The following is a 13,263-nucleotide window of genomic DNA, read 5'->3' as shown; positions in this document are numbered from 1 at the left end:
CAACGGCGGGACCCCGCGGGCATCTCTGACAGTGCGGGATGACGGCGAAGAAAGCCCGGTTACCCGATGCCCTCCACCAGCCCGGCCCCCGAGGACAGGCCGTCGCGCAGCCGCTGACCGGCCCGTTCGTCGACGGTGTCGGCCAGTTCGTGCACCCGCGACAGCGCCCGTTCGGCCGCGCTGGCGTCGCCGAGGGCGACCAGCACCTCGCTCAGCATCGTGAGCGTCTGCGCCTCGAACAGCGGCGCGCGCATCTGGCGGAACAGCGTGACCGCCTTGCGCAGGCGGCCGATCGCGTCGCCGGGCTCGTTCGCGGTGACGGCCAGCTCGCCCAGCCCGGCCAGGGCGTGCGCCTCGGCCAGGCGGTGGCGGGCGGTCTCGGCCACGGCCAGCGCCCGGCGCAGCAGGTCGCCCGCCTCGCGCAGGCGTCCCCTGCGCAGGTGGGCGATGCCGAGACCGTGCAGGGCGAAGGACTCGCCGACGGTGTCGCCGATCTCCTCCACCAGCGTGAGCGCCTCCTCGAACGCGCCGGCCGCCAGCGCGAACTCCTCGGCCTGCAGGTGCACCCGGCCCATCCGGTGCAGGATCTGGGAGATGATGCGCCGGCTGCCGCCGCTCTTCCCGCGGACCAGCGCCTCGGCCAGCATGATCTTGGCGTCGTCGATGTCGCCGCACTCCGACCGGATGGCGGCCAGGTTGTCCAGCGTGTGCGCGGCCGAGATCTGGTCGCCGATGTCGGTGAAGATGGCCAGCGCCTGCTCCAGGTGCGTCGCGGCGGCGTCCAGCTGGCCGTTCATGCGCTCCAGGAACGCCAGGTTCCGCCGGGAGCGGGCGATCTGGACGACGTTGCCGGTCTTCTCGAACAGCGTCAGGGCGGCCTCGAAGTCGCGTCTGGCCTCGCCGAAGTGCTGCTCTGTCTGGGCCAGCGTGCCGCGCACGCACAACATCTCGGCCTGGCCGCGCTCGTCCCCCGCCCGCCGGGCGGCCTCCAGGGCGATCTCCTGGATCTCGCGCCAGTCGTCGAGGTAGACGTGCAGCTCGAAGAAGGGCTCGGCGTTCATCGCGGTGCGCCAGCACAGCTCCACGAACCCGGCCTGGGCGGCCTGGCGGATGCCGGCCAGCAGCACGTGGCGCTCGCGTTCGAACCAGCCGATCGGGTCGGCGACCAGCCGCTCGACCAGCTCGGCCGGGAGCGGCGAGTCGGGGCCGGGCCGCAGGTGGGGACCGGCGGGCGGGCCGTACTCGCGGGTCCTGGCGGTCTCGGTGAGGCGGTGCAGCGCGTCGAGCACGCGGGCCAGCGCCGCGCTGCGCTCGGCGGGCGGCTCCTCGGCGGCCAGGCGTTCGTGGGCGTAGACGCGGATGAGGTCGTGGAAGCGGTACTGGACGTTGACGTTCCTGCCGACCCCGGCGACCTCGATGAGCTGGGCGTCGACCAGGTCGTCGAAGAGGTCCTGGGCGTCGGCCAGCGGCCGGTCGAGCAGGGCGGCGCCGGTCCAGGCGGAGAAGATGTGCGAGTGCAGGATCGCCAGCCGGCGGAACAGGCGGCGGGCGTGCTCGGTGAGCGCGTCGTAGGTGAGCGACAGGCTGGCCCTGATGCCCATGTCGCCGTGCTTGAGCTCGTCGAGCCGGCGGGCCTCGTCGCCGAGCCGGTCCACGAGCTGCTCCACGGCCCAGTGGGGGCGCGAGGCCAGGCGGGCGCCGGCGATGCGCAGCGCGAGGGGCAGGAAGCAGCACAGCTCGGCCAGGGCGGCGGCCGACTCCGGCTCGGCCCGTACGCGCTCGGCCCCGGCGATGCGGGACAGCAGCTCGACGGACTGGGCGGCGTCGAAGAGGTCGACGTCCACGTGGGTGGCGCCGGCCAGCCCGCCGAGCCGGGTCCGGCTGGTGGTGATGACGGCCGAGGTCGGGCTGCCGGGTAACAGCGGCAGCACCTGGCTCTCGGCGGCGGCGTCGTCGAGCACGATCAGCATCCTGCGGTCGGCCAGCAGCATGCGGTACAGCTCGGCCCGCTCGCCGAGGGTGTCGGGCAGCGCCGTCCCCTGCACGCCGCAGGCCCGCAGGAACCGGTCGAGCACCTGCATCGGGTGGACCGGGCGGGAGACGCCGCCGTGCAGGTCGGCGAAGAGCTGGCCGTCGGGGAAGTGCGCGGCGACGCTGTGCGCGGCGTGCACGGCGATCGTGGTCTTGCCGATCCCGGCCCGCCCGGCGACCGCGATGACGGGCACGGCGAAGCGGCCGTCCCCGGCCAGGGGGACGGTCACCCGCTGCCTGATGACGTCGAGCTGGGCCTGACGCCCGATGAAGTCGGCGATGTCGGAGGGCAGCATGCCGGGCACCGCGGGCTGACGGGCGGGCGGCTCGGGCGGGGCCGCCGCGGGCGGCGGCTGCGCCTCCAGGCTCTCGTCGGAGGTGAGGATGGCCGATTCGAGCTGCTGGAGCCGCTCGTTGGGCTCGATGCCCAGCTCCTCGACGATGACCCGCCGGGCGTCGCGGTAGACCTGGAGCGCCTCGGCCTGCCGTCCTGAGCGGTAGAGGGCGACCATGAGCTGGGCGGCCAGTCCCTCCCTGAGCGGGTGTTCCTGGACCAGCGCGGCCAGCTCGCCGACGAGCTCGTGGTGGCGGCCGAGGTCCAGTTCGAGCTGCACGCAGTCCTCGTTGGCGGTGACGCGCTGCTCGGCGACCCCGCTGGCCAGCGCCTGCACGGCCCTGCTGTCGATGCCGTCGAAAGCCGGGCCGCGCCACAACGCCAGCGCCTCGCGGTAGTGCTGGATGGCCTCGGGGAAGGAACGTCCGTCACGAGCCTTGCGGGCCCGGCTCACAAGGCTCTCGAAACGGCGTGCGTCGATCGCGTCGGCGGGGGCGCGCAACATGTAGCCCTGCCGGGTGGTGACGATCATCTCGGGGTGGCCGTGGGCGCTGAACAGGCGCCTGAGCGCGGAGATGCAGATCTGCACCTGTGCGCGCGACGTGGCCGGGGGGTCCTCGTCGTAGATCGCCTCGACGAGGCGGTCCAGTGTGACCGAGTGATTGGCGTTCAGGATCAGGACGGCGAGGACGATCTGCTGCCGCGCCCCGCCGAGATCGAGCTGTCTGTCGCTCGCAGTTACCTCGAGCGCACCCAACACGCGAAACTCCACCCGCATCCCCTCAAACAAATCATCGCCCTCGGTCAAAGATCTTTCCCGAAGCGACCGGAATCCGGGCGTGATTGCCATGATGAGCGGCGTAACTGGTGCTTACCCCTCAAAAGTTTCTGCCATGGTTTGGGTGGATGGTACAACGCCCTTGGGTATGTGGCCAGTTTTGGAGCGTTTCAGGGTGATCCGTGTTGCCTGTCACCGTCAGCGCTGAAAGGCGCCCTCGATCAGGCCCCACGGCCAGTCCATGGTGCCGTTGACGGTGTCGTGCTGGCCGGCGGACGGAACGGCGTGCGCGGGGGCCGGCGCGGCGGCGATGGCGGCGAAGCCGGCCAGCGCGGCGAGCAGCAGCGCGAGGGTGAGGCGGACGCGGGCGGTGAGGGTGGTGGTCGCGGTCATTTCGATCTACCTCCGGGTGATTACCGCGGTCTTCGTCCCGCGGCTTCGGAAATGACGCTCACACGGTGCGCAATTCGCGCTTTATCCATCTTCTTTTCGCCGGGCATCAGTGCACGTTGGACGCTGTGCACACCCGTCCCCGCACCCGCCGGCGATAGCGGCGATAGCGCGAAATAAGGCGGCCGCCTCTTTTCGCGATCGGCGACGATCGGACGGCGATAGCGCGGCGATAGCGGCCGGAGGTCCGGCGGATAGGCGGCGGCGCGAGCCTTGGGCGCGAGCCCGGGCGGCGCGACCTGTCGTCGTCCGGGTGGCCATGTGCGCGGACGGCCCGCGCGGACCACTCGGAGAGGTTCGATGGGAATAGCGGTGCAAGCCCAGGACGCGGTCTACGGCCGGGGTGCGGCCGACCTGCACGTACGCCTGGACCATGACGCCGACGGGCAATGGGTGCTCGAAGCCGAGACCCGTACGGACCAGGACGGATCGGTCAGCGAGTGGGCCGACCGCCCGCTCGACCGCGGCCTGTACCGCATCGTGTTCGCCACCGACCCGTACTTCGTCGGGCTCGGGCTGCGGCCGGCGTATCCGGAGATCGTCGTCACCTTCCGCATGGTGGACGAGACCGCCGTGAACCACATCGTCGTGCTGATCTCGCCGCATTTCTCGACCGTCTATTTCGGATCGCTCAGCTGAGGGACAGTGAGGCCGGACATGAAGATCAGCCGCTATCGACCCTTCCCCCGGATGCCGCTCGGCGACCGCGCCTGGCCGGACGCCGTGCTCACCGCGCCGCCGCGCTGGTTGTCCACCGACCTGCGGGACGGCAACCAGGCGCTGCCCAGGCCCATGGACCCCGGCCGCAAGCTGGTGCTGTTCGACCTGCTGGTGGGCATGGGCTACAAGGAGATCGAGGTCGGCTTCCCGGCGGCGAGCCAGGACGACTACGACTTCGTCCGGCTCCTGGTCGAGCGCGACCGCATCCCGGACGACGTGTGCGTGACCGTGCTGACCCAGGCGCGCGACGAGCTGATCGAGCGCACGGTGGAGAGCGTGAGCGGGGCGCCCGGGGCGACGATCCACCTCTACAACGCGACCTCGCCGCTGGCGCGGCGGCTGGTGTTCGGGATGAACCGAGACGAGTGCAAGGACCTGGCGGTCCAGGGAACCCGATTGGTCATGAAATATGCCGATAAATTACTCGAAGAGGGTGATGTTCGGTTTCAGTACTCGCCTGAGCATTTCCACGACACCGAGCCGGACTTCGCGCTGGAGGTCTGCGCGGCCGTCATGGACGTCTGGCAGCCGGGCCCCGACCGGCCGATCATCCTGAACTTCCCGACGACGGTCGAGCGCTCGACGCCCAACGTGTTCGCCGACCAGATCGAGTGGCTGCACCGCAACCTGCCGCACCGCGAGCACGTCTGCCTGTCGGTGCACACGCACAACGACCGCGGCACCGGGGTCGCGGCGGCCGAGCTGGCGATGCTGGCCGGCGCCCAGCGCGTCGAGGGCTGCCTGTTCGGCAACGGGGAGCGGGCGGGCAACGTCTGCCTGGTCACGCTGGGCCTGAACCTGGCCACCCAGGGCGTCGACCCCGGCGTCGACTTCTCCGAGCTCGACCGGGTGCGGCGCGTCGTCGAGGAGTGCACCGGGCTCGCGGTGCCGCCGCGCCACCCGTACGGGGGCGACCTGGTGTTCACCGCCTTCTCCGGCGGGCACCAGGACGCGATCAAGAAGGCGTTCGACGCCATGGACCGGGAGGCGGCCCGTACCGGGAACGACCCGGCGGAGCTGCCGTGGGAGGTGCCGTACCTGCCGGTGGACCCGCGGGACCTGGGGCGCACGTACGAGGCGGTGGTCCGGGTCACCAGCCAGTCGGGCAAGGCGGGCCCGGCGTACCTGCTGAACGCCCGGTACGGGATCACGCTGCCGCGCGGGCTGCAGATCGAGCTGGGCCGGGCCGTCCAGGCGATGGCGGAGGCAGGGCAGGGCGTGGTCGAGCCGGAGCGGATCAGGCGGCTGTTCGAGCAGGAGTACCTGCCCCCCGGCGACCCCGGCGACCTGCCCGGCGATCTCGCCGGGACGGTGGCCACGCTGCACGTCGACGGCGGCGCGTACGGGCGGGCCCGGTCGGACGTGGCGGCGGCGCTGCGCGCGGCGCTGGAGGCCGCCGGCGTCCGGGTCCGGGCCGTGCACCACCTCGACGGCGCGGCCGGCGCCGCCGCCGGCGAGGTGACCGTCTACGCCCGGTGCGGCCTGGACGGCGGCACGGCGTGGGGCGCCGGCGCCGCGCCCGACGCGGTCGCCGCGGCCCTGGCCGCCGTGGGCACGGCCGTGGCCCGCGCCCGCCGCGCGGACCCGCCGGCCGCCGCACCCGCCTCCCCCGCCCCCGACCTGCCCCTTCCCGAGCCCGGACGCCGGCGCGCGGCCAGGAACCGGCGGCTGATGGCGGGACGATAGAGATCGAATACCACCCCGGCCTAGCGTGAGCGCAACACGACATGTGGGGAGACGGCCATGACTCTCATCGAACGGCAGGAGGAGATGTCCTGCCTGGAGTCGCTCGTCGCCAACGCCATCCTCGGCCGTGGACGGGTCGCGCTGGTCAGCGGGCCCGCCGGGACGGGCAAGAGCGCGCTGCTGCGCGCGTTGTCCGAACAGGCCATAGAGCTGGGCGCGCTCGCGGTGACGGCGACAGGATCGCGCATGGAGCAGGACCTGCAACTGGGCCTGCTCCGCCAGCTCATCCAGGACGCCCCCTTGGTCGAGGAGGAGCGCGAGCGCTCGGAGAAACTGCTGGCGGAGGGCGTGCGGACCGCGACCGCGGCGCACGCCGACGCCGAGCGGCTGCTCGACCCGCAGGTCGTGCACGCCCTGGTCACGGTGCTGCTCGACCTGTCGGAACGCTGCCCGCTGGTGGTCGTCGTGGACGACGTGCACCACGCCGACCGCACCTCCCTGCTCTGCCTGGCCTACCTGGCGCGGCGGGTGCGCAACGCGCGGATCGTGGCGGTGTTCGCGCTCAACGACCGGCAGGGCACGGACGGGCCGCTGGAGACCGACCTGCTGCGGCTGCCGCACTGCCTGCGCCTGCAGCTCGCCCCGCTCTCCCGCAGGGGCGTGGCCGCGCTGGTGGCGGGCCAGGTGGGGCTCAGCGCGACCGAGCGGTTCGCCGACGAGTGGCACACGATCAGCGGCGGCAACCCGCTGCTGGCCGGCGAGCTGGCCGCCGACTACCGCCAGCACCTGCGGGCCGTGGAGGAGCCGCCGCGGGAGCTGGTCGTCGGCGACCGGTTCGTCCGGGCGGTCGAGACGTGCCTGCGGCGCAGCCATCCGCGTACCGTCCGGGTGGCGCAGGGCCTGGCCATCCTCGGCGAGGCCGACGGGCTGGCCGAGATGCTCGAACTGCCTGCCGTGGACGTCGGCAGGGAGCTGCTCACGATCGGCGCGACCGGCCTGCTGCGCGGCGGCGGCTACCGGCACGAGGCGGTGCGCTCGGCGGTGCTTGCCGGCATGGACCTGTCCGAGCGCAAGGAGCTGTACCGCCGCGCCGCCGAGCTGGCCTACACGCGCGGCGTGCGGCCCGGCGTGGTCGCCGACCGCCTGCTGCAGGCCGCCAGGGTCGAGGCGCCGTGGGTGGTGCCGACGCTGGAGGAGGCCGCGCTGGCCGCGCTGCGCAAGGGCGAGGTGGAGTCGGCGGTGGCCTACCTGAAGCTGGCCTGGCGCGAGTGCACCGACGAGCTCCAGCGCTCCAAGCTGATGACCATGCTGGTCCGCGCGGAGTGGCGGATCAACCCGGCCACCCCCGCCGGGCACCTGGACCAGCTCACCGAGGCGCTGCAGAAGGGCAGCCTGCACGGCAGCGACGCCGTCGTGCTGGCCCGCGCGCTGCTGTGGCACGGCCGCTTCGAGGACGCCCGCGACGTGCTGGAGCAGCTCAACCAGGAGGCGTCGGCGTCCGACCACGCGACGCTGGCCGAGCTGGTCGTGGCGCAGCTCTGGCTGCGGGTGACCTGCCCGCCGCTGGCCGCGTACGTGGCCAACCCGCCGCGCGAGCACATCCTGGCCGGGATGGTGTCGGTCGCCGTCAACCGGCGGCTGGAGTCCACGCTCGCCCTGGCCGAGGTGCTCACCCACGGCCCGCGCGAGCACAACCTCGACGCCGTCGAACGCATCCTGGAGGGCGAGCGGCTGGACGAGATGTCCCTGGACGTCGTGGAGAACTCGCTCCTCGCCCTCACCTACGCCGGGCGCTGCGAGCGCGCGGCGCCGCTGTGCGACCTGTTCGGCGACGAGGCGGCGGCAAGGCAGGCGCCGAGCCGCCGGGCCCGGCTGGCGGCCATCCGGGCCGAGATCGCGATCCGCCAGGGCGACATGCCCGCCGCCGAGCGGCACGCCCGCATCGCGCTGGACACGATCCCGATGAGCAGCTGGGGCGTGGCCATCGGCGGCCCGCTGGCCAGCCTGGTCATCGCGTTGACCGCGATGGGCCGGCACGAGGCCGTGCGCGACCCGCTGGACCGGCCGGTCGCCGAGGCCATGTTCCAGACCCGCTACGGCCTGCACTACCTGTACGCCCGCGGCCGCTACAACCTGGCCGGCGAGTCGTTCGTGGCCGCGCTGCACGACTTCCTGCGCTGCGGCGAGCTGGTGACGGCCTGGGGCCTGAACAACCCGGCGCTGATCCCCTGGCAGGCCGACGCGGCCGAGGCGTGCCTGCGGATGGGCCAGACCGAGGAGGCCAGGGAGCTGATCAAGGCCCACCTGGACGGCTGCGGTCCCGGCGCCTACCGGGGACGCGGCATCGGGATGCGGCTCAAGGCGGCCGTCTCCGAGCCGGCCCGCCGTCCGGCGCTGCTGCGCCAGGCGGTGGAGTACCTCCAGCTCGCCGGCGACCGGTACGAGCTGGCCAGGGCGCTGTTCGACCTGGTGGAGGCGTACGAGGCGCTGGGCGAGTTCCGGCGGGCCCGCACGGTGGCCGGACGGGCGCAGGCGGCGGCCCTGGAGTGCGGGGCCGAGCCGATGATCGGCGCGCTCAGCCGGGCGGCGGACGCGGACGGCGCGCCGTCCCCCCTGCCGGGCGACCTGATCGGCGTGCTGAGCGTCGGCGAGCGCCGGGTCGCCGCGCTGGCGGCGGCCGGTTACAGCAACCGCGAGATCGCGGCCAAGCTCTACATCACGATCAGCACCGTCGAGCAGCACCTGACCCGCACCTACCGCAAGCTGAACATCCGCCGCCGGGCCGACCTCCCGCTCGTGGTGGAGTTCGACGACACCGCCCAATCCTGACCGCCCGATCCTGACCGCCCGATCCTGACCCGGGCCGACCCGGTCCGGCGAGCCTTCCGCCGCCGGACCGGGTTCACCCGTGCTCACCTGTGCTCCCGGTGGGCACCGGGCATGCAGGAAGTTGCGGCCGCGCGGGCCCGCGGGCGAGCGTCGAAGGCATGGAACTCACCGTGGTGCGGGGGCAGGCGACCCCCGAGGAACTCGAAGCGGTCGTCGCAGCGGTCTTCCGCCGCCTGGCCGAGGCGGCCGAGCGCGAGGCGTCGGCGTGGTCGGACCCGTCCGTCCTGGTGCCCAGGCCGCTGCCCGGCGGCGACTGGCGGCTGGCGGCCTGGGCGAGCTGACCCGGGTCTTCACGGTACTGGAGGAGGAGCACACCATGTCGTCTCTGCTCGGTTCGCTGCGCCGGCTCGTGCTGGCGCCATCCCTGGCCGACGTGACCTTCGGCGCACGCGGCTTCCCCGTCGTCCCCTCGGCGCTCACCGGCCGCCTGGAGGCGATCCCGCAGGCCGTCGTGTGCGGCTTCGAGTGGGGCATCGACGTCCGCGACCAGTGGGAGATCGAGCGCCGGCTGTCCCTGGTGGACGTCGAGCAGCGCGGCTTCGCCTACGAGGGCGCGACGATGGCCTTCACCGTGCTGGACGCCATGGGCGGCGGGCGCGGGCGGCGTACCCGGGACCTGCTCATGGGCCCGGGGCAGCCGCACATCTTCCTGGCCTACATCGGCATCGGCTTCGCCATGGCCCGGCTGCCGCGGGTGTTGTGGAAGAAGGTGCTGCCCGACCTGGACGGCACCCCGTACCACCCGGTGATGAGCTGGCTGGCCGTGGACGGGTACGGCTTCGACCTGGCCTACTTCCACACCCGCCGGTACGTCGACGGGCAGCAGGTGCCGGCCCCCTACCCCTGGCAGGGCGACGCGGCCTACTTCCCGCGCGCCGTGGACCAGGGCGTCGGCCGGGCGTTGTGGTTCATCCACGGCGGCAGGCCGGGCGACGTGGCCGCGGCGGTGCGCGCGTTCGCCGCGGGGCGGCAGGCGGACCTGTGGAGCGGGGTCGGGCTGGCGGCCACGTTCGCCGGGTGCGCGGCGGGCGCGGCGGCGGTGCTGCGCGAGGAGGCCGGGGAGCACCGGGGCGAGCTGGCCCAGGGCTCGGTGTTCGCGACCAAGGCCCGGCACTACTCGGGGTTCGTCCCGGAGCATTCGGCGGCCACCGGCGCGGTGCTGACCGGGCTCGACGTGGCCGGCGCGGTCGCGCTGGCCGACGAGAGCGCAGTCGCCGCGGGCACGTCGGAACGCGTCCCGGATTACGAGCTGTGGCGCGCCAGGGTGCGCGCGCATTTCGCGGCCGAGGCCGAGCTCCCGGCCCGCTGAGCGTTTCCCGGAATAAGCACGTCATTCGCTTTCGCACGCCCAAAAATGAGCCTCCGAGCTGAGCAAACCCGAAGTTGTCCGGCCACCGGGCGGCATGTGTCAATGAAATTGGATTGTTCGGGCTATAAGCGGCGGAGGCTCAATTGGCAAGCGCATTGCGGTCACTGAGACGCAGAATTCTGGTGCCGGACGTCGGTGAGACGAAAGTCGAAACGCGCGGCTTCTGGGTGAAGAACGCGGCGTCCACCGAATTACTGGAGACGGTCGGCGAATACTTTCTCGCCGGTTACGCCCACGCCGTGGAGTCACGCACCGTCGCCGAGGCCGAGGACCGGCTCGAAGAGGTGCCCGCCCGCTTCCGCGGCTTCGCCTACGAGGGCGCGGGCATGGGCTTCGCCATCCTGGACTGCATGACCTTCGGCGACCTGCGCCGGGTCAACGCCTGCCTCCAGGGACGCGGGCACCACCACAACTACATGATCTACGTGGGGATCGGCTGGGCCATGGCCCGGCTCCCCCGCTTCCTGTGGCCCAAGCCCCGGCTGCTGGACCCGCTGCTGCTGTGGCTGGTCCACGACGGGTACGGCTTCCACCAGGCCTACTTCCACACCGACCGGTACGTGCACCAGCAGGTGCGCGAACCCCGCTTCTCCTGGCCGGCCGGCCAGGAGGACTACGCGGCCCACGCCCTCGACCAGGGCATCGGCCGCGCCCTGTGGTTCGTCGCCGGCACCAGCGCCGAGCGGGCGGTCACGCTGCTCGAACGGTTCCCCGAGTCCCGCCACGCCGACCTCTACGCCGGCATCGGCCTGGCCGCCACCTACGCGGGCGGCGCCGACGACGCCGAGCTGCGGTGGCTGCGCGAGCGCGCCGGAGCGCACCGGGGGCCGCTGGCCCAGGGCAGCGTGTTCGCCGCCGAGGCCAGGATCCGCGCCGGGCTGCTCTTCCCGCACACCGAGTCGGCCGTGGGCGTTCTCTGCGGCACCACGGCGGAGCAGGCGGCCGAGGTGAGCCGCGTGACCCGCCCCACCGCGACAGCACAGGACTCGCCGCCCGCCTATGAGGCGTGGCGCCGGCGTATCGCCGAGACGTTCGTCTTCCATGGAGGTGTTCCCTCGTGAGCTCGGTAGCCGCGTGGTTGCGCAAGCAGGCGGCCGGAGTCGCCGCACTCGCGCTGATGATCGCCGTCTTCGCGATCGGCCACCCGACCTTCGCCTCCGACGCGACCAAGGCCGAGATGGCCGGCGCGTACGGCTTCAAGTCCCTGGCGATCGCCATGCCGGGCGGCGGCCCGGCCAAGACCGTCCGCAAGGTGAACCAGGCCTACAAGCACATCGACGCCTGGATCTCCTCGGTGGGGGCCGCGATCGCGCTGAACGACCTCGACGGCAACGGCAGGGACGACGACCTGGTGATCGTGGACCCGCGTACCGACCAGGTGGTCGTCACCCCGGCGCCGGTCGAGGGCGGCGGCGAGCGGTACCGGCCGTTCGCGCTGTCGCTCGGCTCGCTGCCGGTCACCGACGCGATGGCGCCCATGGGCGCGGTGCCCGCCGACTACAACGACGACGGCCGCACGGACCTGCTGGTCTACTGGTGGGGCCGCACGCCCACGCTGCACCTGCAGCGGCCGACCGCGGCCCGGTTCGAGGCCGCCGCCTTCGACGCGGCCGAGCTGGTGCCCAACGCGGGCGGCGCGAAGTACACCGGCGAGGTGTGGAACAGCAACGTCGCGACCGTCGCCGACTTCGACGGTGACGGCAGGCAGGACATCTTCGTCGGCAACTACTTCCCCGACGGCAGCCCGGTCCTCGACAGCCGCGTGGACGGCGGCGTGCAGATGAACCACTCGCTGTCCAAGGCCGTCAACGGCGGCCGGGACTACTTCTTCCGGGGCACCGGCAACGGCGGCTTCACCCGCCTGGACGGCGTGCTGCCGCCGGACGTCTCCACCGGCTGGGAGCTCGGCGCGACCAGCGCCGACCTGGACGGCGACGGCCTGCCCGAGCTGCTGCTGAACAACGACTTCGGGCCCGACCACCTGCTCTACAACACCTCCTCCCCCGGCACGATCACGTTCTCCCCCACCGTCGGGACGCACGAGATCGGCGTGCCGAAGTCGAAGGTGCTCGGCGAGGACTCCTTCAAGGGCATGGGCTCGGACGCCGGCGACCTCAACCACGACGGCGTCCTGGACTTCTTCGTCAGCAACATCACCACCCCGTACGGCATCCAGGAGAGCAACTTCACGTTCCTGTCCACCGTCAAGACCCAGGCCGAGCTGCGCGAGAAGCTGCGGCAGGGCCGGGCGCCGTGGAAGGACCTCAGCGCCGAGCTGCGCACCGCCTGGTCCGGCTGGGGCTGGGACCCGAAGATCGAGGACTTCGACAACGACGGCGAGAACGAGATCGTCCAGGCGACCGGGTTCGTCAAGGGCGACGTCAACCGCTGGCCGCCGCTGCAGGAGCTGGCCGCCGCCAACGACGGCGTGACCAGCAACCCCAAGTCGTGGCCGAACGTCACCGAGGGCGGCGACATCGCCGGCGCGCAGACGCTGGCCTTCTTCGCCAAGGGCCCCGACGGCCGCTACGCCAACCTGTCGGAGCAGCTCGGCCTGGCCGTGCCCGTGCCGACGCGCGGCATCGCGACCGGGGACGTCAACGGCGACGGCCTGATCGACTTCGCGGTGGCCCGCCAGTGGGAGGCCCCCGCCTTCTACCTCAACACCAGCCGGTCGGCCGGCTCGTTCCTCGGGCTGCGCCTGCTGCACGACACCCCCTCCGCGGCCGGCCCGCTGCCCGCCGCCGGATCGCCGGTGATCGGCGCGACGGTGACCGCCACCACGCCCGACGGCCGCTCCTTCATGGGCCGCGTGGACGGCGGCAGCGGCCACTCCGGCAAGCGCGCGCACGCGGTGCACATCGGCCTCGGCGCGAACGTCACCGGCCCCGTGCGGGTCAAGCTGAGCTGGCGCGACCGCGCCGGACAGCGGCACCAGCAGGAGCTCACGCTCACCCCCGGCTGGCACACCCTCCAGCTCGGCTCGCAAGCGAAGGAGAAGTGACG

The 13,263-nt window shown here is 72.8% G+C and carries 9 protein-coding genes; 7 read left to right on the top strand and 2 right to left on the bottom strand.

Features of this window, described 5'->3' with window-relative positions; all coding sequences use genetic code 11:
- Positions 1-59: 59 nt before the first annotated feature.
- Together AB0C33_RS34940 and AB0C33_RS34935 are read right to left on the bottom strand one after the other, a co-directional pair.
- Entirely contained in the window at positions 60-3,125 is a 3,066-nt protein-coding gene (locus AB0C33_RS34940) for a BTAD domain-containing putative transcriptional regulator (RefSeq protein ID WP_358295160.1), read from the bottom strand.
- 216 nt (positions 3,126-3,341) lie between these two features.
- Complete coding sequence (locus tag AB0C33_RS34935) at positions 3,342-3,536, bottom strand: hypothetical protein (protein WP_358295157.1); 195 nt, start codon at positions 3,534-3,536, stop codon at positions 3,342-3,344.
- A gap of 369 nt (positions 3,537-3,905) precedes the next feature.
- On the opposite strand from AB0C33_RS34935, the gene AB0C33_RS34930 reads away from it, so the two are divergent.
- From AB0C33_RS34930 to AB0C33_RS34900, 7 genes are all read left to right on the top strand, one after another.
- Positions 3,906-4,232 carry a hydroxyisourate hydrolase gene (locus AB0C33_RS34930; RefSeq protein WP_357982008.1) on the top strand — a complete coding sequence of 109 codons (327 nt, stop codon included), beginning with the start codon at positions 3,906-3,908 and terminating at the stop codon, positions 4,230-4,232.
- A gap of 18 nt (positions 4,233-4,250) precedes the next feature.
- On the top strand, positions 4,251-5,999 hold the full coding sequence (locus tag AB0C33_RS34925; RefSeq protein WP_358295154.1) for a 2-isopropylmalate synthase: 1,749 nt from the start codon (positions 4,251-4,253) through the stop codon (positions 5,997-5,999).
- Positions 6,000-6,056: 57 nt separating this feature from the next.
- Positions 6,057-8,828: an AAA family ATPase gene (locus tag AB0C33_RS34920; RefSeq protein WP_358295151.1), complete on the top strand. Its 2,772-nt coding sequence runs from the start codon at positions 6,057-6,059 to the stop codon at positions 8,826-8,828.
- A 158-nt stretch (positions 8,829-8,986) separates the two neighbouring features.
- Positions 8,987-9,169, top strand: coding sequence for an acyl-CoA carboxylase epsilon subunit (locus AB0C33_RS34915; RefSeq protein ID WP_358295148.1), 183 nt, complete (start codon positions 8,987-8,989; stop codon positions 9,167-9,169).
- A gap of 35 nt (positions 9,170-9,204) precedes the next feature.
- A complete protein-coding gene (locus AB0C33_RS34910; RefSeq protein WP_358295145.1) occupies positions 9,205-10,197 on the top strand; it encodes a DUF1702 family protein in 993 nt (330 codons plus the stop codon).
- Between the two features lie 143 nt (positions 10,198-10,340).
- Positions 10,341-11,318: a DUF1702 family protein gene (locus tag AB0C33_RS34905; RefSeq protein WP_358295142.1), complete on the top strand. Its 978-nt coding sequence runs from the start codon at positions 10,341-10,343 to the stop codon at positions 11,316-11,318.
- Entirely contained in the window at positions 11,315-13,261 is a 1,947-nt protein-coding gene (locus tag AB0C33_RS34900) for a CRTAC1 family protein (RefSeq protein WP_358295139.1), read from the top strand. The genes AB0C33_RS34905 and AB0C33_RS34900 overlap by 4 nt, the downstream gene beginning before the upstream one ends.
- Positions 13,262-13,263: the final 2 nt, after the last annotated feature.

Origin of the sequence: Nonomuraea sp. NPDC048881 (assembly GCF_040649795.1) — a bacterium.
Classification (GTDB): domain Bacteria; phylum Actinomycetota; class Actinomycetes; order Streptosporangiales; family Streptosporangiaceae; genus Nonomuraea.
The sequence above is the reverse complement of the archived record's forward strand: the minus strand, read 5'-3'. Positions and strand labels throughout refer to the sequence as shown.

Bases quoted from the DNA above. Each gene is read 5' to 3' on its own strand.
- AB0C33_RS34920 (WP_358295151.1), top strand. From the start codon at position 6,057: ATGACTCTCATCGAACGGCAGGAGGAGATGTCCTGCCTGGAGTCGCTC.
- AB0C33_RS34915 (WP_358295148.1), top strand. From the start codon at position 8,987: ATGGAACTCACCGTGGTGCGGGGGCAGGCGACCCCCGAGGAACTCGAA.
- AB0C33_RS34910 (WP_358295145.1), top strand. From the start codon at position 9,205: ATGTCGTCTCTGCTCGGTTCGCTGCGCCGGCTCGTGCTGGCGCCATCC.
- AB0C33_RS34935 (WP_358295157.1), bottom strand. From the start codon at position 3,536: ATGACCGCGACCACCACCCTCACCGCCCGCGTCCGCCTCACCCTCGCG.
- AB0C33_RS34925 (WP_358295154.1), top strand. From the start codon at position 4,251: ATGAAGATCAGCCGCTATCGACCCTTCCCCCGGATGCCGCTCGGCGAC.